Source organism: Williamsia soli (genome assembly GCF_017377795.1).
Taxonomy (GTDB): domain Bacteria; phylum Actinomycetota; class Actinomycetes; order Mycobacteriales; family Mycobacteriaceae; genus Williamsia; species Williamsia soli.
The window spans coordinates 114,660-134,861 of record NZ_JAFRDR010000005.1 but is presented as its reverse complement, the minus strand read 5'-3'; the positions used below and the strand labels follow the sequence as shown (position 1 = coordinate 134,861).

16 protein-coding genes and 1 pseudogene are annotated in these 20,202 nt (G+C 65.0%); 6 read left to right on the top strand and 11 right to left on the bottom strand.

Going from position 1 to position 20,202, the window contains the following annotated elements; translation table 11 throughout:
* Positions 1–71: 71 nt before the first annotated feature.
* Genes J3S28_RS15005 through glf form a run of 5 tightly spaced genes read right to left on the bottom strand, consistent with a single transcriptional unit; the run spans position 72 to position 6,764 of the window.
* Positions 72–2,132 carry an arabinofuranosyltransferase AftB family protein gene (locus J3S28_RS15005; protein ID WP_237341615.1) on the bottom strand — a complete coding sequence of 687 codons (2,061 nt, stop codon included), beginning with the start codon at positions 2,130–2,132 and terminating at the stop codon, positions 72–74.
* Positions 2,119–3,045 (bottom strand): decaprenyl-phosphate phosphoribosyltransferase, encoded by a 927-nt coding sequence (locus tag J3S28_RS15000; protein WP_207841550.1) that lies wholly within the window; start codon positions 3,043–3,045, stop codon positions 2,119–2,121. The genes J3S28_RS15005 and J3S28_RS15000 overlap by 14 nt, the downstream gene beginning before the upstream one ends.
* A complete protein-coding gene (locus tag J3S28_RS14995; RefSeq protein ID WP_207841549.1) occupies positions 3,042–3,635 on the bottom strand; it encodes a phosphatase PAP2 family protein in 594 nt (197 codons plus the stop codon). The genes J3S28_RS15000 and J3S28_RS14995 overlap by 4 nt, the downstream gene beginning before the upstream one ends.
* Positions 3,616–5,550: a glycosyltransferase gene (locus tag J3S28_RS14990; RefSeq protein WP_207841548.1), complete on the bottom strand. Its 1,935-nt coding sequence runs from the start codon at positions 5,548–5,550 to the stop codon at positions 3,616–3,618. The genes J3S28_RS14995 and J3S28_RS14990 overlap by 20 nt, the downstream gene beginning before the upstream one ends.
* Positions 5,547–6,764 carry a UDP-galactopyranose mutase gene (gene glf, locus J3S28_RS14985; RefSeq protein ID WP_207841547.1) on the bottom strand — a complete coding sequence of 406 codons (1,218 nt, stop codon included), beginning with the start codon at positions 6,762–6,764 and terminating at the stop codon, positions 5,547–5,549. The genes J3S28_RS14990 and glf overlap by 4 nt, the downstream gene beginning before the upstream one ends.
* Positions 6,765–6,920: 156 nt before the next feature.
* On the opposite strand from glf, the gene J3S28_RS14980 reads away from it, so the two are divergent.
* A complete protein-coding gene (locus tag J3S28_RS14980) occupies positions 6,921–7,247 on the top strand; it encodes a hypothetical protein (protein WP_207841546.1) in 327 nt (108 codons plus the stop codon).
* A gap of 99 nt (positions 7,248–7,346) precedes the next feature.
* Here J3S28_RS14980 and J3S28_RS14975 read toward each other — a convergent pair whose 3' ends face one another.
* Positions 7,347–7,838, bottom strand: a complete 492-nt coding sequence (locus J3S28_RS14975; protein WP_207841545.1) for a nuclear transport factor 2 family protein — start codon at positions 7,836–7,838, stop codon at positions 7,347–7,349.
* Positions 7,831–8,346 carry an RNA polymerase sigma factor gene (locus J3S28_RS14970; protein ID WP_143696047.1) on the bottom strand — a complete coding sequence of 172 codons (516 nt, stop codon included), beginning with the start codon at positions 8,344–8,346 and terminating at the stop codon, positions 7,831–7,833. Before J3S28_RS14970 ends, J3S28_RS14975 begins: the two co-directional genes overlap by 8 nt.
* 90 nt (positions 8,347–8,436) lie before the next feature.
* Between J3S28_RS14970 and J3S28_RS14965 the strand changes: the two genes are divergently transcribed.
* The 3 genes from J3S28_RS14965 to J3S28_RS14955 are packed head-to-tail and all read left to right on the top strand — an operon-like array spanning position 8,437 to position 12,587.
* On the top strand, positions 8,437–10,332 hold the full coding sequence (locus tag J3S28_RS14965) for a dynamin family protein (RefSeq protein ID WP_207841544.1): 1,896 nt from the start codon (positions 8,437–8,439) through the stop codon (positions 10,330–10,332).
* Positions 10,329–11,774: a dynamin family protein gene (locus tag J3S28_RS14960; protein WP_207841543.1), complete on the top strand. Its 1,446-nt coding sequence runs from the start codon at positions 10,329–10,331 to the stop codon at positions 11,772–11,774. The genes J3S28_RS14965 and J3S28_RS14960 overlap by 4 nt, the downstream gene beginning before the upstream one ends.
* 60 nt (positions 11,775–11,834) lie before the next feature.
* Positions 11,835–12,587 carry a maleylpyruvate isomerase family mycothiol-dependent enzyme gene (locus J3S28_RS14955; RefSeq protein ID WP_207841542.1) on the top strand — a complete coding sequence of 251 codons (753 nt, stop codon included), beginning with the start codon at positions 11,835–11,837 and terminating at the stop codon, positions 12,585–12,587.
* Positions 12,588–12,590: 3 nt separating this feature from the next.
* On the opposite strand, the gene J3S28_RS14950 is transcribed toward J3S28_RS14955, so the two are convergent.
* The 4 genes and pseudogenes from J3S28_RS14950 to J3S28_RS14935 form a co-directional block, all read right to left on the bottom strand.
* On the bottom strand, positions 12,591–13,565 hold the full coding sequence (locus J3S28_RS14950) for an antibiotic biosynthesis monooxygenase (protein ID WP_207841541.1): 975 nt from the start codon (positions 13,563–13,565) through the stop codon (positions 12,591–12,593).
* Positions 13,566–13,598: 33 nt separating this feature from the next.
* Positions 13,599–16,331: a molybdopterin-dependent oxidoreductase gene (locus J3S28_RS14945; protein ID WP_207841540.1), complete on the bottom strand. Its 2,733-nt coding sequence runs from the start codon at positions 16,329–16,331 to the stop codon at positions 13,599–13,601.
* Entirely contained in the window at positions 16,328–17,152 is an 825-nt protein-coding gene (locus J3S28_RS14940) for an FAD binding domain-containing protein (protein ID WP_207841539.1), read from the bottom strand. The genes J3S28_RS14945 and J3S28_RS14940 overlap by 4 nt, the downstream gene beginning before the upstream one ends.
* A gap of 205 nt (positions 17,153–17,357) precedes the next feature.
* A pseudogene (locus J3S28_RS14935) lies at positions 17,358–18,923 on the bottom strand (AMP-binding protein).
* A gap of 160 nt (positions 18,924–19,083) precedes the next feature.
* Here J3S28_RS14935 and J3S28_RS14930 point away from each other — a divergent pair.
* Together J3S28_RS14930 and J3S28_RS14925 are read left to right on the top strand one after the other, a co-directional pair.
* Positions 19,084–19,485 (top strand): hypothetical protein, encoded by a 402-nt coding sequence (locus J3S28_RS14930; RefSeq protein WP_084892591.1) that lies wholly within the window; start codon positions 19,084–19,086, stop codon positions 19,483–19,485.
* Between the two features lie 228 nt (positions 19,486–19,713).
* On the top strand, positions 19,714–20,106 hold the full coding sequence (locus tag J3S28_RS14925; RefSeq protein WP_207841538.1) for a hypothetical protein: 393 nt from the start codon (positions 19,714–19,716) through the stop codon (positions 20,104–20,106).
* Positions 20,107–20,202: the final 96 nt, after the last annotated feature.

The following is a 20,202-nucleotide window of genomic DNA, read 5'->3' as shown; positions in this document are numbered from 1 at the left end:
AACCATGCGCGTGTGCTCAGGTGACTGAGCGTGACGCTCACGTCACATCCTGACGTCGCAGCCGCAGGTGCCTAGTTCGGATAGACCGGAGCAGGAATGGGCAACTTGCATCGCTCCAACTCGTACTCGGGCACCCGGTTGATGCGATATGACGTGAACCCCGCCGCCTGCCGCAGGTTGTGCTTGAAGCGCGCGAACGTCCAGGGGGCCGAATACGACGCGATCAAGTCCTCGGTCGGCTTGCAGGTCAGCGCCACCTGCGCCTGGCGCACCCCGTCGGCACTGACGAAGGGCGGAAGCACCGGGTACCGCGCGTAGGCACCCGACTCCGCCACCACCCATTCGGCGTCGAGGTCTTTGTCGTGCCCGATCCGTCCGTCAGGGAGCCGATCCGAATGGGCCGCGATCGGGTACGCCAATCCCATCTGATCGATGACCCGCACATCGAGTGATGCATTCATGCTCGTCATCCCGAGGTTCAGATAGAAGACGGTGATCTGTTTGTCCACGCCCGGCGGAGGCGGTACCGGCAGCGGATCGAAGTACCACTCGTCATAGTTCGGGGAGGGCAACAACACCCCACCGGTGTTCTGATGTTTGTTGATCGAGGCGACCATCGCCCGGATCCGCGGGTAGTTGAGGTAGTCCTCGGCGGTGATCGGGTGCTCGATGCCGATGTTCTGGATGTAATAGCGGCGCTCGTCGACGATGCCACCGCGGCCGATCTCCGTGCCGTTCTTCATGCCGGCCACGTGTGAGGTCGAGATGGCCCATACGACGGTCGTGATCCACAACCCGGCCATGACCACGGTTCCCGCCCAGCCGACCACCTGTGGTCGCACATTCCGCGCGCCGTCGGCCTCGCGCCGGCGCTGCCCGAACCCGGCGGGAAGAGCGACAGGGATCACCATCACCGGCAGCATCAGCAGGAACAGCGGGACCAGAAGGACACGGGCGTGCATGAAGTCGCCGCCCTGGCGCACCCAATAGAACGACTCGAGGAAGCCGCAGACGAACATCAACGTCACCACCGCGGCGGGACTCTGCAACCTGCGACTGATCGAGCCCCCGCGCGTGCGCCAGGTCGTCGGAGCGTCGTCGTGTTTCACGAGATCCACGGGGCGATCGGTGGACGAATCCACCGCACGGCTGCGCAAGTACCAGGTGAGCCCGGCGGCGAGCACGGCGATGATCAGCGGGAGGATCAGGAAGTAGGGGCTGAACATGTTGCCGAGGTACGTCAGACCTTGATCGAACTTCGACCCCGATGCGTCTTTCGCGACAGCCGTATTGGGCACCAGCAGGGCGTAGTAACCCATGCGGAAGATCTGGTAGGCCACGGGCACGAACGCTGCGACGGCCGCGAAGGCACAGCGCATCTTCCAGCTCATCGGGCTGCAGAAGACAAGGAGCAGGGCCAGGCCGCCGACCAGGGTCAACTCGGGACGAATCAACGGCGACAGTCCGGCGGTGAAGCCCAGCAACAACGTCGTCACAACCTGCTTGCGTCCCCAGGCGGCCGGGTCGGTCGAGCGCTGACTCCACGCGATCAGCTGACACCACAGCAGTGCGGCCCAGAAGATACAAAGTGACGTCTCGAGACCGCTGGTCGCGAAGTCCCGCGCCGGCGGCAGCGCGATGTAGACGAGTGCACCGAGCGGGAGCAGCAGCATCCAACCGGGATTGATCGGGCCCTGTCCCCTGCCGATGCGGTAGAGCCGGCCCGTGCCATACATCGCCAGGGGGACAGCCGCTATCGACAACACCAGGGCGATCCAGAGCACCACGTATTCGGTCTGGGCATCGGTCACCCAACTCCAGAACCAGATCAGATAGGTCCAGAGCGTCGAGGTGTTCGCCTCGACGCGCTCGCCCTTGTTGAACACCGGACCGTTGCCTGCCAGCAGGTTTCGGACCGTGCGGAGCACGATCAGACCGTCGTCGGCGATCCAGCGACGCTGCCAGGCGCCGTACCCGAAGATGGCACCGACGACGACCGCGCTGATCCACAGGGAGATGGTGGCCGAGTTGATCGTGCGGCCGAGTAGCCGTGGTTGTGCTGGTGGCCCGCCCTTGTCAGCTGGTGGCCCGCCCTTGTCAGCTGATGGCCGGCCCTTGTCAGTTGATGGCATAGACCGCGACACCAACGCATACTAACCAGGCGATGGCGAGCAGTTGGAGAACACGGTCACCGAGCGCGATTTCTTCGGGTTCGCCGGCCTGACCACCGTCGACGTCGACGGCGTAGCGAAGGATTGCGATGGTGAACGGCACCATCGACAGGGCGTACCAGACGTTCTCGTTGTGTCCACCGTCTGTGTCGAACGCCCACATCCCGTAACAGAGCACGACGGCTGTCGCGGACAGCGTCCAGACGAAACGCAGGTAGGTCGTCGTGTAGTACTCGAGGCTCTTGCGGATCTTGGCGCCGGTGCGTTCGGCGAGTTGTAGCTCCGCGTAACGCTTGCCCGCTGCCATGAACAGGGACCCGAAGGTCATCACGAGCAGGAACCACTTCGAGAGTCCGTCGGGCAGTTCAGCTGCTACGCCACCGGCGATCGCGCGCAGCAGGAACCCGGACGAGACGATGCAGATGTCGATGACCGGTTCGTGCTTGAGACCGAAACAGTAGCCGAGCTGGATGGCCAGGTAGACCGCGATGACGACGGCGAGCTGCCAGTTCGCGAGGAACGAGATGCCCAGCGAGGCGACACCGAGCACCGCGGCGAGAGCGAAGGCCAGCGGGACCGGCACCACGCCTGCAGCGATCGGGCGGAACCGTTTGGTGGGGTGATTACGGTCGGCCTCGACGTCGAGCGCATCGTTGACCAGATAGATACAGGACGCGATGAGACAGAACGCGACGAAGGCGACGCCTGTGCGCCAGAGCACATCCGGCTCGTCGACGGCGCCCGCCGCCAGGGGTGCCGCCAGCACCAACAGGTTCTTGACCCACTGCCGGGGCCTGACCGCCTTCACCAAACCCGTTGCCAGGTTCTTGGGCGGGCCGCGCACGACCTCGTGCTCGATCGGCTCCTCGCTCACTGCACTCCTCGGTTCTCAGTTCTCGTCAGTCTTTCACCCGCAGCGACCGCGACTGCACAGGTGGCTCCGATCAGGGCCCCACCGATCACGTCGGACGGGTAGTGCACACCCAGCACGAGCCGGGACAGCAACATCGGCGGCACCAGTGCCGCGGGCAGCGCACCGGGCGGTAATCCCGCAGCGCGACCGATGAGAATCGCTGCAGCGGTGGTGGAGGTTGCATGGCTCGACGGGAAGCTCAGCTTGCTGGGCGTGCCCACACCGATCGCGATCCGGGGATCGTGTGGTCGGCGTCGGCGCACGATCCGCTTGATGACCACTGACGCGGCGTGCGCCCCGAACGCACCGACACCGGCGGCGACCCACTGATTGCGGTTTGCCTTGTCCCCGCGGGCCTGTGCTGCGGCAGCACCGGTGGCCGCCAACCCGAGCCAGCCCAGGGAGTGCTCACCGAAGTGCGACAGTCCGCGGGCCGTCGCCAGGACGCCGGGACGGTCGGACAACGACTTCTGCACGCCGACCAGGATCTTGACTTCACCGCTGAGCGGTCCGATGAAACTCTGGGGGACCTCAATCGATTCCGAAGACACGCTCCCAGCTTTCTTTACTGGTCAGCTCAGCATGTGCGGACCGATACGTTTCACGGAGTTCGGGAAAACGAGTCCGCAGTTCTTTCACGAGCGCGGCAGATTCCTTCGCCAGGGCGATCATCTTGTCACGGTCGCGCTGCCGGTACACCACACCCCTGCCGTCGGCGGTCGTCACGGTCACCCCGTCGACGCGGCCGAGACTGAACCAGCGGGCCTCGATGGGCGGGTAGTTCGCCTGCGGCACCTCGTGGTGGCGCGGATCGGCGGGCCGCAGATTGTTCACGACTGCCGCCCCGAGTGCTCGGACCTTCTTCACGGGGTTCGTCGGCACGTTCACCCCGAGATGGGTTGCCTCTCCGGATGTCCGGGGCAGTTCGGTCGCGGACGGCAGCACGACCGCGTCCGGGTACTGCTTGCGCATCGCCGCGATCTTGGGCAGTGCCGTCGGCAGGAGGTCGCGAATGTGGTCGGGTCCGGCCAGGAAGTCCCTGATGGCCTCGTTCTGGATGGCCACAGTCGAGTATTCAAGGCAGAGTAGGTGTTTCGCTGTCGCCTTGGCTATCGACTGCAGGATCGGGCCGAGCGGGCCGTCGTGATGAAGCGAGGCGACCACCAACCGGTTGCGCAGGTGGAAGTAGGCCTGCCAATCGATCGCGTCGTCCTTGTCACTCCAGGCCATGTGCCAGATCGCTATGCCTGGGATGGTGGCTGTCGGGTAGCCGGCCTTGGCCGCCCGCAGCGCGTACTCCCAGTCGTCCCACTTGATGAACAGTGGCAGCGGCAGGCCGATCTGTTCCGCGGCCACGCGCGGGATCATGCACATCCACCAGCCGTTGCCCTCGACATCGATCCGCCGGTGCAGGTTCTTCGAGTTCTCGCGGTCGCGCAGCGGGTACTCGGCGAAGTCGTGGTCGTATTCCACGAACGGCGCGGCCGTCCACATGAAGTTGCGGTGGTCGATCACCTCACCCATGCAGTGCAGGTGACTGCGGTCTTGCAGGTTGAGCATCTGCCCGCCGACGAGCATGGGAGACTTGGCAAATCGCGACATCGCGAGCGCACGCAGGATCGAGTCCGGCTCGATGCTGATGTCGTCGTCCATGTAGAGGACGTATGGACTGTCGGTCTGCTTCAGCGCCTCGTACATGATCCGTGAATAGCCACCGGATCCGCCGAGGTTGCCCTGCTTGAACATGTGGAGGCGATCACCCAGTGCCGCAGCGGCTTCGGTGAAGCCGGGCTCGTCGGTGACCAGCCGGGTGCCCTGGTCTGGCATCATCACGGCGTCGATGACCTCGTCGACCAGCGGATCGGACGTCAACGCGTGCAGAGCATTCACCGCGTCGGTGGGACGGTTGAAGGTCGGGATCCCGACCGTCACACGCTTGGTGTCGGGACCGCTCGGCGCATCGATGGGGGCGAACCAACCGGCGGAGACGACCTCGACGTCGGTGTCGGTCGTGATGTCGAACCAGATCCAGCCACCGTCCTCGAACGGCTCCAGGCCCACCTCGAATTCGATGACACCCCTACCACTTTCGTCGGTCGGGACGAGGTTGCCGTCCACCGCGATACGGGACCCGTCGATCTTCGACCGATACACGTCGACACGGCACGCGCCGATCACTTCGATACGAAGCACAACAGACTTCAGGATCGACCAGCGCCGCCAATAGGACGCAGCGAACGCGTTGAAGTAGGTCAGGAAGCTGACTTCGGACTCGGCGCCGAGGAGCACCGAGGTCCGCGACGGGGCGTGGGCACGTCGCGAATTGGACTCGGACTCCACCAGGTAGAGCGAACGCACATCGAGCGGCTCACCCTGCCGCGGCAGGATCACCCGCTGCAGCAAGGTCTTCGCCGCATCGTAGGTTTGGGGGTTCTGCGACTGCTCCGCCGCCGTCGATACCGTCACTGTTCACTCTCTGTCGCCAGCGGCACACCGGACTGCAGGTGCGGCGCAAGCGTGTTCTCGTAGGTGGTGAGCGCGCTGGCGATCGCCATGTGCATGTCGAGATACTGGTATGTACCCAGCCGGCCACCGAATATCACCTTCTGCGAGGCAGTCTCGGCCTTCGCACGTGCCCGGTAGGCGCTCAGCTTCGCCCTATCCTCCGGGGTGTTGATCGGGTAGTACGGCTCGTCGCCACTCTCCGCGAACCGGCTGAACTCCCGCATGATGACGGTCTTGTCGGCCGGGTACGTGCGCTCGGGGTGAAAGTGCCGGAACTCGTGGATCCGGGTGTACGGCACATCGGCGTCGTTGTAGTTCATCACCGGGGTACCCTGGAAGTCGCCGGTCTCGAGCACCTCCGTCTCGAAATCGAGCGTGCGCCAACCGAGTTCACCGTCGACGTAGCCGAAGTAGCGATCGAGGGGGCCGGTGTAGACCACCGGGGCGTCCGGGCTCTGCGCACGCAGGTCGTCACGGACGTCGAACCAGTCGGTGTCGAGGCGTACCTCGATCAGGTCACTCTTCGCCATGTTCTCGAGCCACGCGGTGTAACCGTCTTTCGGCAGACCCTCGTAGGTGTCGTTGAAATAGCGGTTGTCGAAGTTGTAGCGCACCGGCAGTCGCGCGATGTTCGCGGCAGGCAGCTCGGTGGGATCGGTCTGCCACTGCTTGGCGGTGTAATGCTTGACGAACGCCTCATACAACGGGCGCCCGATCAGGCTGATCGCCTTCTCTTCCAGATTCGACGCGGCGTCGGTGTCGATCTCACTGGCCTGCTCGGCGATGAGGGCGCGGGCCTCGTCCGGGGTGAAGTAGCGTCCGAAGAACTGCGAGACCAGTCCGAGGCCCATCGGGAACTGGTAGGCCTGGCCCTGGTACATCGCGAACACCCGGTGCTGGTACCCGGTGAACTCGGTGAACTTGTTGACGTAGTCCCACACCTTCTTGTTGGACGTGTGGAAGAGGTGCGCCCCGTACTTGTGGATCTCGATCCCCGTGGTGGGCTCGGCTTCGGAGTACGCGTTGCCGCCGAGATGGCTGCGCCGGTCGATGACCAGGACCCGCTTGCCGAGCTCATTGGCTGCTCGTTCTGCGATCGTGAGGCCATAGAAGCCGGAGCCGACGACGATGAGGTCGTACCGAGAAGCACCGGGGGCGGAGATGTCGGGGGTCACGGGTGTTCAGGGTAACGGACCCGGAAGCCGGGCCCGACCCACCAGCGAACAAAGCCGGGCCACGAGGGAACATTCTGGGGTGCCGGAGACTCCAATGACTGACAAACCCTCGTCGCACCCGGTGTGCCGACGTACCCCGACCGGAGGAGAAGCACCGTGACCAGCCCAGATGACCAGCTCGACTCGATCTTTTCGCAGATCGGCGCCGAGGACCAGGTCGATCCGGCGGTCTTCGAACAGACCCTCGAAGCCGCATTCGACCACGCAGGCAGCGGCCTCGACGAGTTGATCCCGGACGACACCGACAACGCCACCGACTCCGATGGTGACGGAGATGACCTTCTCGGCGGCGATTTCGAGGACGCCTTCGACACCTCCGGAGACACCGACGGCGGGGACACCGAGACCGGCGAGTCGGACACCACGGACTTCACCGACCACACCGGCGACGACTACGCACCCGCCGACGACCTCGACATCTGACCCCCGGGACTTCCGATAATGGGTTGTTTTGGCGGAGCCCACCAGGGGTTTTGTTCGCCAAAACGACCCATTTCCGGGGGTCGGGGGCGCCCGGGTGGGTCAGCGGAGGTGGTCGATCAGGACGTCGGGGTTGCCCTGGGACCAGACGGTGACGATGGTCAGGCGTCTGATCCGCCAGCTCGCGCCGTCGCGGACGAGCTCGGCGTCGTACTTGTTACCCATCATCACCTGATCGGTCTTGTCTCTGGGACGCCCTTCACCGGGCCGGTAGTGCTGCGCCATCGCGTAACAATTCAGCCGGGCGGTATCGCCGTCGACGTGGACGCGAAAGTTGGACAGGGCGTGCATCGTGTCGAGCGGGCCCATCGACATCAGCAGCATTCCGACGACGGAGTCGCGGCCTTCGATCGCCGGGAAGCCACTGCGCTCGTCCCCCACCTGACTGACGTCGAACAAGACGTCCTCGGTGAACGCCGATTCGAGGATCTCCTTGTCGCCGGCGTCGAGGCCGAAGGCGAAGCGGATCAGTGCATCGGCGGGGTCGGTGGAGGCGGGGATGACATCGAGCGGGACGGGGATTGCGTCAGGCATCGTGCAGAATCTCCAGCAGTTTGGCGCGGGCCCGGTTGATCCGGCTCTTCACAGTCTGCACGCCCACCCCCTGCTGGTCTGCGATTTCCTGATACGAGAGATCGCCGAACTCTCGCAACACGATTGCTTCCCGGAACTCGATGGGCAATGCGCTCAGCGCGGCCCGGACCCGGGCCACATCGGTGACCTGGGAATCGATCCGCGGCGCGTTCGACTCGAACTCGGGCGGTCCGTCGGCCGAGGTGTCCAGCCGCTTGCGGATGACGGCGAGCGCGGCGTTGGAGGCAATGCGGTACATCCAACTGGTGAACTTCGAATCACCGCGGAACTTGCCGATGTTCTGCCAGCCGGCGATCAGCGCGTCCTGCAACGCGTCCTCTGCGTCGTACTTGTTGGCCGTGATCCGCAGACAGATGGCCCAGATCTGATCGCGGTTGCGGGTGACGAGCTCCCCGAATGCCGCTTGGTCGCCGTCCTGGCTCCGCAGCACGAGTTCCCGCTCGCTCATGTCAGTCACTTGATAAATGTCGCAGATAGCTGGGGATGCGGCAGAGTAATCGGCAGCGAAACCGTTCCAACGACTGACCCGGGAGTCACTGTGACCGCAGGTGCCACGGCTGAGGCGGCCGATGCGCTCGCCACCGCGTCCGCAACCCTCCGCAAGTTCGGACAGGCAAAGGCGGCCGAGCTCGCGCACGCGCGCTTCCATGCCGCCGACACCGCCGGTGCCATCGTTTTCGTCGGAGAGGTGAAGCGGGGCAAGAGCACGTTGGTCAATGCACTCATCGGGCACCCGGATCTGGCACCGGTGGGTGTCGACATCACCACCAGCGCGAGCGTCTGGTTCGCACCACCGGACGACACCCTGCCCGCGGGGTCCGCCCGCCTGGTGTTCGCGGACTCGACGCAGGTGATCGACGCAGGCGAGCTACCCGACTGGGTCACGATGGACGGTCGACACGTGCAGGATCAGACGGTCGAGGCCCTACCGACCGAGGCGGTCGTCGCTGTCGATGCCCTCCATCTACCTGGTCTCACGCTGGTGGACACCCCCGGCGCCGGCGGGCTCGATCCGCGCCATGCCCGGCTCGCCTTGACCGCGGCACGCCGGGCGGGCGCGATCGTGATGGTGTGCGACAGCGCCGCCCCGCTCACAGCACCCGAGATCGAGTTCCTGCGGACCGCCACCGAGACGTCGGGGTCGGTGGTGGTGGCCATGACGAAGATCGACAAGAACAGGCGGAACTGGCGCACGATCGCCGAGGAGAACCGGTCGATCGTGCGAAGTCGGCTGGGCCGCTCGGTCGAGGTGATCGGGGTGTCCGGCGTCCGGGCGTTGACCGCGCTCGAGCAACCCGCGGACATGCGCGAGGAAATCCTCACCGCCTCCGGAATCCCCGCCCTTCGCGCCGCCATCGACGCACTCCTGGAGGACGCAGAGATCGCCCCGATGCTCGACGGCCTGCAGGTGTGCCGTAGCGGTATGCACCGCATGAAGGTCCGTCTGGACACCGAAATCGCGGTCGTGCAAGGCGACTCGTCGGCTCTCGATGATCTGGCCGAGAAGAAGGCGGCCCTCAAAGCGCTGCGTGAGCACGGCACCGAATGGGATCAACACCTCTCCCGGGACATCACCCTGGCCCGCCAGCGCGCCGTCGGGTTGCTCGACTCCGACCTGAACAAGATCAAGGAGGGCTGGAGCGAGCGGATCAACGGGGAGGGCTGGCGGATCCTGCGCAAGCAGCCGCAGGTGTTCACCGCGGCGATCATGTCCGATCTCCAGGCGGCGACGGCACGCGCCTTCGAGAACTTTTCCGAGTCCTTGCACCAGATCGTCTCCACGCTCTTCGGTGACGACGAGCACTGGGAGGACATCATGGATGAGGTGGCAGGCGCGATGGTCGCCGAGGACATCAATTCCCCTGAGGTCCAACGCAAATGGAAGGACGTCGTGGATCCCAGCGCTTTGATGATGGGGTTCATGGGCGCGAATCTGCTGACTGGGGGCATGGTCGGCGGGGCCATCTTCGGGAGCCTCGCGATGGCGGCCGTACTACCGATCGGGCTCGTCGCCGGCGGGGTCTGGCTCTCGGTGAACCTCGGGTATCGAGCGATGCGCAACGGCAGGCAGCACCTGATCACCTGGTTGCGTGAGACCTTGACGCTGGCCAACAAATCGACCTTGCGTGTCATCGATCGCACCGTCGCCACGGCGCGACCCGAGATCGTCGTGGCGTATCGCCGTCACCTTCGGGCCCAGACCGACGTGATCACCGATCAGATCAACGCCGGCGCCGAGGCTGCGAAGGAAGACAAGGCGACCCGCGACAAAAGGGTTCGGGGTCTGAGTCGGCGACTGACCGAGATCGTCTCTCTCATCGAGCAACTCGACGCGGCGATCGATGGTCTCAAGGCGGAGGCCCGGACGAAGGGCCCCGTCGCGCTGGGCAAGGACCCTGTCCTGGACGCCGACGTCGCGGAGACCGCTCAGTGAGACAACCCACCCCAGATCAACCCATCCGGCGCACCCGACCCCACGCCTTACGAGATCAGCTCACCGCCGCGCTCGCCGAGATCGCCCGGATCGACCGCTCACTCGCCCGCTCCACCGCCCAGATCCGCGACGCCCTGTGGGCCCCGCCCCGCGTCGTGGTGGTCGGCCGCGTCAAAGCTGGGAAATCGACGCTGGTCAATGCCCTCATCGGGGATCGGGTAGCCGACACGGCTGCCACCGAGTGCACGAAAGTCGTTGCCGTGTACCAGGACGGCGCCCCGTCACGGGCAGAGGTCGTCAAGGTCGGCGGCGCCAGGCACAGTGTCCGGCTGACCGACGGCCGCCCCACCGAGCTCAACTGCCCCACAGACGAAGTCGCCTACCTCGACCGCTTCCTGCCCAGTCGGCTCCTCCGAAGCATGGTGCTCATCGACACCCCCGGCCTCGCGACCATCACCACGGGCAACGAACAGGCGACGAGACGCGCTCTCATCGACGGGTACGGCCAGACCCGCGACGCGTCGGTGGGCGCCGACGCCGCGATCTTCCTGTTCGATGCCACCCCCAGAGCCGACGAGGTGGAGTTCCTCCATGACCTCGGATTCTCCGCGGTGAACACCATCGGCGCCTTGGCGAAGGCCGACACCCTCGGAGAGGGCGCATTTGGCGACGACGACCCGATCATTGCGGCGCGTACACAGTCCGAGAAGATCGCCCGGTCGATGTCGGCGGCACTCCTGACCGTTCAGCCGGTCGCCGGTTTGTTGGCGCAGACTGCCCAGACCGGACAATTCACCGAAGCCGACGCCGATGCCCTCTCCGCCCTGGCCGGGCTGTCCGACATGCAACTGGAACTCTGGCTCGAGTCGGAAACGCCCGCACCAGGTACGCAGGCGGGGCGTGATCGACTGCTCGATCTGCTGGGCGAATACGGACTCCGGCACGCTCGCGCGGTGGCGCCGCAGGGCGCCCACGCGGTGAACGCCTGGCTCCAACGACGTTCCGGCGTAGATGAACTGCGGGAGAACATCGACGTCAACCTGACCCGATCGGTGTTGATCACCAGGGCAGTCGCGACCTGCACGCAGATCGAACATCTGGCGCTGACGCATCCCGCCGGCGGCCGGATCAGATCGATACTGCGGCAGGTTCGGCAGACTCCCCAGGCACACACGATGGAGGAGTTCAAGGCGATGCATTCGCTGACCCGCACCGACCCGGAGTCGCCCTGGGTCGGCGAACTCAGGCAGGTGCTCGTCGGGTCCGGGATAGCCGGCCGGATCGGTCTGCCCGTGGGCGCCGATCGTGGCGCGATGGCCGCAGAACTCGACAACCGGTTGCGCCGCGTCCACGAGGCGGGACTACTCGGTGGGTCCGCTGCCGAAGAACAAGCCGTCGCGGTCCTGCTCCACACCTATTCGATGATGCGCCGCTCGATCTGAAGCCGCAGCACCCGTCGGTTCCGGCACGGTCGGGGATTGCTCGGGCGGTATCGTTCGGCCATGGATTACACAGCAGCGCTCGTCGAACAGAACCGATTGCTCGGTGAGATCTTCCGGGGCGCGGACCACGGCGCGCCTGTACCGACCTGTCCGGAGTGGACGATCCAGCAGCTGTTCCGCCACATCGGCCGAGGTGATCGCTGGGCCGCTCAGATCGTCGCCGAGAAGGCCGACGGTCCCCGAGACCCTCGGCAGGTCCCCGACGGTAAGCCGCCGTCGGACATCGATGGTGCGATCGAGTGGTACCACGGTGGTGTCCGCACGCTGCTCGACGCAGTCGCGGCGACCGGTCCCGACACCCCGGTATGGACCTTCGTCGGTCCACGTCCCGCCGCCTGGTGGATCCGCCGTCGTCTGCATGAGACCACGGTCCATCGCGCAGACGCAGAGCTCGCGGCGGGAGGCGAGTACACGCTGTCGCCTGAGTTGTCCGCTGACTGCATCTCCGAATGGTTCGAGATATTCGCAGCAGAGCCCGCCGGGCGACGAACTCCCCCACTCGACGACGGCTACACCTTGCACCTGCACGCGGCCGAGAAGGATCTCGGCTCAGCAGGCGAATGGTTCATCCGTCGCGACGGCGACGGACTCGTTGTCGAGCACAGTCACGCCAAGGCCACGACGGCAGTACGCGGGCGGGCGGTCGATCTGTTGCTCGCGTTGACCCGGAGACGTCCGACCGATGACGCCGGAGTCGAGATCATCGGAGACCGTTCGGTCTGGGACACCTGGCTCGACCGCACCGGCTTCTGACCTTTACGGCAGGCTCCAGAACACTGTCGTGCAGAGGAAGAACACCGCGACCCAGAAGACGTTGACGCCGACGATGATCGCCCAGCCCCAGCCGTTGGTCCACGACACCGTGCGGTCGTGCCGCGGCCACAGCCAGATCTTGAGGAGCTTGTTGACGTAGTAGGGCATCGTGAAATAGCTCATCACGAAGCTCGAGATCAAGTTGCCGATCAGCAGGCCCAGCCACAGCGGCATCTCCAGCGGCGACAGCGCAAGCGTCAGCAGCACGACGGTCGGGTACAGACCCACCCAGACCGCGACCGAGGTCTTGAAGTCCGACGGCGGTGTGGCCTCGTGTCCCTTGTCGTCGAAGGCGAACCAACTGCCGAACGAGTTGTCGATGGTGCGCAGTTCGAAGTCGTCGAACTTTTTTCCCTCTTCGAGCAGCGCGGTGCGCTTCGGCGACGTCAGCCAGGCATCGAGATCGGCGGCGGTGTCGTACCGGTACAGCGCCGTCCACTCGTCCTGCAAGCCCTCGATCGGGCGGAACAACTCGGTCCCCCGGAAACCCGGAAACGAGGTCTCGGCCTCCCGCAGGCGCCCCTGCCAGGCGAGGAAGTCATCGACGTGTTCAGGATTGACCCGATGGGTCACGACCACCGTCACCAGCGGGTCGGTGGGCCTCGACCCACCGCTGATCACCTGCTGGGTGGCGGGGCCGTCGAAGTAGTCGCGGCCGAGGTCGAGATGCTCCTGGCGGGTCGAACTGTTGATCCAGGCCTGCACATTGGAGATCGAATCGAAGCGGTAGACGACCACCCAGTCGGGCTGGACGTTGGTGGGCTGTGCCGTCTCGGCAGCGATGAATCCGGGGTACTCCGCGGCGGCGGCATTCATGTTGTCCTGCCAGATGGCGAATGCGGCCTCTGCCCCAGGCCTGACCTTCTGCCCGATGATCACCGTCGCGGCGTTGTTGGTGGTCGTCGTGTCGGCGCTCATCGCCATCTCCTACTGGTTGCGAAACGTGTGTTCTCAGGCGGTTCCTACCGCTGAGACAACCGTTTTCTGGTGCTCGAGCAGCGTGTTGAATATACGGTCCGGGGTGAGCGGTAGCTCACGAATGCGGACTCCCGTCGCGTCGAAGAGGGCGTTGGCCATCGCCCCGGCGACCGGATTGATGCAGCACTCCGCCATACCCTTGGAACGCATCGGGCCCACCGAATCCTCGGACTCCACCAGGATCACCTCGGTCCGCGGCACGTCCGCATAGGTGGGGATCCGATAGTTCCGCAGGTTCGGATTGATCATCGTCCCGGTGTGATCGACGTGGTGATCCTCGGTGAGAACGAAGCCGAGGCCCTGTGCGACACCACCTTCGATCTGTCCGCGTACCTGTGCCGGGTTGATGACAACCCCCGGATCGGCGGCCTGGACGCTGTAGAGGACGCGGATCTCGCCGGTCATCCGGTTGACCGCGATCCGGAACCCGTGCGTATTCGATGTGACGCTGCGCGGCGACCCATAGGCTTTGCGGGCCTCGGTGAACCTGATCCCACGGGCCTTGCCCGCCGCGACCACCTCGGCCAGCGTCAGTCTGGTGTCGCCGCACAGGACCCCGTCATCGTCCATCGAGCAGTCGGCCAAAGGCACCTTCGCATGCGACGCCGCAAACGCCAGGATGCGGTTCCGAAGAGCGTTCGACGCATTGAGAACAGCGTTGCCCGCCACGAAGAGCCCGGCGCTGGCGAAGGCACCGGTGTCGAAACCTGTCTTGTCGGTGTCTGATTGGATCAAGCGCACTCGGGACGGTGTGGTGCCGAGCTGATTCGCGCAGATCTGCACATGTGCGGTCGAGGTTCCCTCACCGAACTCCACGGTTCCGACGGCTAGTTCGTACACGAGATCGTCACCGAGTGTCGCCCAGGCCTCGGAGATGTGTTCTGTCGGGGGCGCGGTCTCGTGCACCGAGCTGGCGGTTCCCACGCCGACCGACCATTCGTCCCCGTCGGGCCCTTCGATGGTGTTGCGCGCCAACGCCGCGTCCGCCAGATCGAGACAATGCCCGAGTCCGTCTTCACTGAACATCACGTCGTCGGGCCCGTCTTCGAGCGCGACCAGCGGGTCACCGGGGCGCACGATGTTGCGACGACGCAACTCGAGCGGATCCATGTCCAGTGCGACCGCCAGCTCGTGCATGGCGGATTCGACCGCGAACGACGGCTGGGTCATGCCGTAACCGCGTAGAGCGCCACTCGGCACGGTGTTCGTGTACACCGAGTACGCGTCGTACTTCTTGTTGGCACATCGGTAGATCGCCACCGCCGCACCGCCCGCGAACAGTGTCTCGCCGCCGTGGTTACCGTAGGCACCGGTGTTGGAGATGTTGTGCACCGCGAACGCCGTGAGGGTGCCATCTGCCTTGGCGCCGAGCTTGATGGTCAACGTCATGGGATGCCGCGGTGAGGCGGTGGTGAACTCCTCGGTGCGGGTGAATTCGAGACTGACCGGTCTGCCGGTGTCGAGGGTCGCCAACGACACCAGGTCCTCGACGATCACCTCCTGCTTGCCACCGAATCCGCCGCCGACCCGCTTGCAGAAGACGCGGAGCTGATCCGGACGCAGATCGAACAGGTGCGCGAGCTTGATCTTGGCGATGGACGGCGATTGCGAACTGGTCCGGACATTGAGCCTGCCGTTCTCCATCCACGCGACCGCCCCATGGGTCTCCAGATGCGCATGCTGCACGCGCGGTGAAGAATACGTGCCCTCGTGGATGACGTCGGCCTCGGCGAAACCCGCGTCGACGTCGCCGACGTGTCCGTGGATCTCGAGCAAGATGTTGTGTTCGGGGTCCTGGACGAAGGGATCGTCCGAGCCGTGCAGCGCTGGGGCACCGTCTTTCATCGCCTCGACGGGGTCGAACACAGCAGGCAGTGGCTCGTACTCCACGACAACGCGCCTGCAGCCTTCCTCGGCCGCCCCGATCGTGTCGGCGAGCACGGCGACCACCCGTTGGCCGACAAATCTGACGACGTTGTCGAGCATGTAGGTGTCGTCGGGGTCGACGAGGTGGTCGGTGTGAATGGCCGTGGTGTAGAGCTTCCGGGGCACGTCTTCCCAGGTGTACACGCGCTGCACCCCGGGTACCGCGAGCGCTGCGGTCGTGTCGATCGACACGATGCGCGCATGCGCGTGCGGGGAATGCAGCAGTTTCAGATGGAGCATTCCGTCCATCTCGACATCCATCGTGTATTCGGCCCGGCCGGTGACGACGTCGAGGGCTGCCGGCGCACCGACACTCGTGCCGACGGCCTGCCCGGGTTTCGCCTCCTCGATCTCTGCGACCCCGTTCACCGCGTCTTCGACGGCGCGGTAGCCGGTGCAACGGCACAGGTTGCCTTTGAGGGCGCGCGGCAGATCTTGCTTCTGCTCGTCGGTTAATGTCGCGGCGGTCATGATCATGCCTGCCGTACAGAATCCGCACTGGAATCCGGGTGCGGCACAGAAGTTCTTCTGCATCGGATGCAGATCGTCAGGTGTACCGAGCCCCTCGATGGTGGTGACCTCGCGTCCGTCCGCACGGAAGGCCGGAGTGATGCAGCTGTGGACGGGATCACCGTCGAGCCAGACCGTGCAGGCACCGCAATCGCCACCGTCACAACCTTTCTTGACCCCGTGGTGGCCGAGTGAGCGCACGAAGGTCCGCAGGCACTGTCCGGGGTCGGGTTCGGCGGAGAAGGTCTTGCCGTTCACCGTGTACGTCATGACACACCGCCTGCCAGTTCGCTGCGAATTTCTTCGGCGAAGTGCCTCGCCAGGTGGTGCCGGTGAGCCGGTTTTCCGTTGGGATCGTCGAACCAGGCGTCGGCGGGTATCGCATCGACGGCGCCGGTCAAGGTGTCGGCGTCCGGCATGGTGCTGAAGGCCAACCGGATCGGATGCGTCGTGCCTGCGGTGATGGTCAGCAGCAGATCGTCGCTGCCCGGCGTCTGCGTCGCGATCATGAACAGCGTCGACCGTCCCATCTTGGTGAGGGTGAACCGGCGATGGGTGTAGCGCTTGCGGAGCGCGGAGGACGGGATGTCGATGCGGCGCAGGATCTCCCCCGGCGCTAGCACATTTCTGTTGTTCGCCGTCACGAAATCGACTGCGTCGACTGTCCGTTCGCTGCCATCGGCAGACCACAAGGTGTAGGTCGCCTCCAGCGCGACCGTCATCGTGATCATCGGGCCCGCGGGCAGAGACATCACGATGTTGCCACCGACCGTTGCCGCGTTCCAGACCTTGAACGAGGCCAGAAACGCCTCGCAGCTGGTGCGCAGTAGCGGCCCGACGGTCCAATCATCTGGGGCCGCAAACGCGTAGAGCTCACGGACGGTACAGGTGGCTCCGATCTGGAGTCCGTCGGGACCAGCGGTCAGCGAGTCCCATCCGAGCGCGGTGAGATCGACCAACCGGCGCAGATGCGGTTGCTCGTCGGAGAACAGCCAGGTTCCCCCGGCCAGCCACGCGTCACCGTCGCGCCAGTCTTGCCCCGGCCGGTCGGACGGATGCCGGACCACTTCCGTGATCGTGTTGATGTCCATGGAGTTGCCTCCCTCGGCAGCAGGTGCCACGGCACGGACGGGCCGGCGTCTTGCCGAACCCGATGTCTGGCGGCACTTCTACGAAGCTGTCGAAGAGCTGGAAGGCGGAGTTCGTGGCGGGAGTAAATCTACGTGACCTGCGGCCCCGCCGTGAGGTTTCAGGCCAGAATTGCTCCGGTCCGACTGCCCGGAGGAGCGCAACGACTCAGCGCAGTCCCGAGCGCAGGACGTTCTTCTGGATCTTCCCGGTCGATGTCTTCGGGAGTTCGGTGAACACGATCTCCTTCGGGACCTTGAAACGCGCGAGACGTGTTCTCGCGAAGTCGATCAGCTCCTCCGCACTCAGATCCCGGCCCGCCCCGATCGTGATGTAGCCGACCGGCACCTCACCCCAGCGATCGTCGGGGCGTCCGATGACCGCCGATTCGACGACATCGGGATGGGCATCGAGGACCCGCTCGACCTCGACGGACGCTATGTTCTCACCGCCGGAAATGATGACGTCCTTGCTGCGGTCCCTGAGTTCGACGTATCCGTCGGGGTGCATCACGGCGAGATCACCGGTCCGCAGATGCCCGTCGATGGTGGCCGCAGCGGTGGCATCCGGGTCCCGGTAGTAGCCGAGCATCACGTCATTTCCGCTGATCACCAACTCTCCCATGGTGTTTCCGTCATCAGGGACGTCGATGCCTTCGGGCGTCACCACCCGTGCGGGTCTGGCGACGATGTTGCCGATCCCTTGCGGGCCTTGAGTTCCGAGACCTCGTCCCGGTCCAACTCATCCCATTCCGGCTGCCACTGATTGACCATGATCGGCCCGAACGTCTCGGTCATCCCGTACAGGTGGGTGACCTCCATGCCCAGTCGAGACATCCGGGACAGCAGCGCGGGTGAAGGTGGAGCTCCCCCGGTACCCACAGCCACCGCGCGCTCGAGTGGCGTCGCAGCCAGATGTTCGGCGATCATCGTCAGCACTGTCGGCGCCGCACTGAAGTGAGTGACACCGCTTTCGCGCAGCAGCCGCCAGATCTCGGCGGTGTCGATGGACCGTAGACACACATGGGTGCCGCCGGCGGCGGTGACCGCCCAGGTGAAACACCAGCCGTCGCAATGGAACATCGGCAACGTCCACAGATACTTCGACCCAGGCTCCAGCCGGGAGTGGTAAGCCATCGCCACGGCCTACAGGTAGGCCCCACGGTGGTGATACATCACCCCTTTGGGCCGCCCGGTGGTTCCTGACGTGTAGTTGATCGCGAGGAGCCCGCGCTCATGAGGATCCCGCAGCACCGGCCCTGGCGAGTCCGCGAGCAGTTTCTCGTAGCCACCCCCGGCTCCGTCGAGCACCACATCGATACCGGCAGCATCCGCCACCTCAGGCCGCGGTCTCGGCGAACTCTTCGGTCGCGAACAAGATCGTCGCACCGCTGTGCTCCAGGATGTAGCTGATCTCCGGGACCGAGAGCCGGATGTTCAACGGCACCAGGACCGACCCGTGCAACGGGATCGCGCCGTGCAACTCGAGCATCACGTGGCTGTTCGCACACAACGCCGCCACCCGATCGCCGGCCCGAACGCCTGCCGCGCCCAGCGCTCCGGTCAGCGCCAGTACGCGCCGGTGGTGCTCTGCGTAGGTGAAGAAGTGCTCGCCGTCGACTATCGCGATGCGGTCGGCAAAGGCCTGGGCTGCCCGGGCGAGGAAGACCGCAGGCGACAGCGGAGCAAACGTGAACTCGCCCGCCACTGGGTCGGTGATGTCGTTCGATGTCATCTCAGTCCGCTTCCTGCTTGCCCCGGCACTCATGCTATTCGTCAAAACTTTTTCAAAGATTTTTCGACCCCCGGGAACTTTGCGTGGTCGGCGCCCCTCCTATCAACAACAACCCGGCCACAACAGCTTGCGGCCAATCCACAACAAACAAGGAGAAACCATGTCCGACAACACGATGCCCGAGATCTCTGAAGACGCCACCGTCCTCGACATCCTCGACGTGGACGGCGACGGCACCGAAGAGTCCGCACTCGTCGACATCGACGCCGACGGCAAAGGTGACGTCATGGTTCAGGACTACGACCAGGACGGCGAAGCCGAATCCATCGCCTTCGACACCGACGGCGACAACCATTACGAGACCGCAATCTCCGACACCGACCAGAATGGCGAGGCGGACACCGTCTACTTCGACGAGAACGCAGACGGCACCCACGACATCGCTTTCGTCGATGACAACGAAGACGGCGAGATCGACAGCGCCTACGTCAACGACGGCACCGGCGAATGGACCGAGATCGACCCTGCCAGCGTCGAGACCCCCGATACCAGCGCCCTGTAAGAGCCCCGCTCCCAGACCCAGACCGTGTCGACACCCCCGGGTGCCGGCGCGGTCTGGTTGTCGTCGTCGGCCGCTGGTGCGCGCAATACCTGCAGCTGGGGTCGACGCGCGCCGGGAGAACTTCTGCAAAACTTTTCTCCGATTCCCTCGCACAGGCCGCGAAACCGGAGTGTGCTGTCAGCAAGCTGCGCCACGACGGTGGTGGCACCCGAGTTCAAGGAGCCTGGAATGACAGATCCCAACAATCCCGAGCCCACCGACGCCGCGATACTCGAGGTGTTCGACAACGACGGTGACGGGGTCGTCGACTCGGCCCTGGTTGATGTCGACGGTGACGGCGTCGGCGACGTCGTGGCCTCCGATGCCGACCAGGACGGCGCCATCGACACCCTCTCCTACGACACCGACGGTGACAACTACTTCGAGACGGCAGCCGTGGACACCGACGGCGACGGAAACGCCGACACCGTCTTGGTGGACGAGGACGCCGACGGCAACGCCGATGTCGCATTCGTGGACGTCGACCAGGACGGCGACATCGACAATGCCTACGTCAACGATCCGGGCACGGGCGAGTGGACCGAGGTCGATCCCGGCTCCGGCGACACCAGCGTCGTCTGACCGACCGACGTCATACGCATCCGGAACATTTCGGGCCCGGCGGCTCTCCTACTGACGACACGCAGAATCCATCGCAGCAGAGCAACCGAGGAGCAC

Coding starts and splice junctions, on each gene's coding strand:
- J3S28_RS14970 (WP_143696047.1), bottom strand. CDS start 8,346: ATGAGCGAGCGGGAACTCGTGCTGCGGAGCCAGGACGGCGACCAAGCG.
- J3S28_RS14930 (WP_084892591.1), top strand. CDS start 19,084: ATGTCCGACAACACGATGCCCGAGATCTCTGAAGACGCCACCGTCCTC.
- J3S28_RS14950 (WP_207841541.1), bottom strand. CDS start 13,565: ATGAGCGCCGACACGACGACCACCAACAACGCCGCGACGGTGATCATC.
- J3S28_RS14925 (WP_207841538.1), top strand. CDS start 19,714: ATGACAGATCCCAACAATCCCGAGCCCACCGACGCCGCGATACTCGAG.
- J3S28_RS14955 (WP_207841542.1), top strand. CDS start 11,835: ATGGATTACACAGCAGCGCTCGTCGAACAGAACCGATTGCTCGGTGAG.
- J3S28_RS14945 (WP_207841540.1), bottom strand. CDS start 16,331: ATGACGTACACGGTGAACGGCAAGACCTTCTCCGCCGAACCCGACCCC.
- J3S28_RS14940 (WP_207841539.1), bottom strand. CDS start 17,152: ATGGACATCAACACGATCACGGAAGTGGTCCGGCATCCGTCCGACCGG.
- J3S28_RS15005 (WP_237341615.1), bottom strand. CDS start 2,132: ATGCCATCAACTGACAAGGGCCGGCCATCAGCTGACAAGGGCGGGCCA.
- J3S28_RS14975 (WP_207841545.1), bottom strand. CDS start 7,838: ATGCCTGACGCAATCCCCGTCCCGCTCGATGTCATCCCCGCCTCCACC.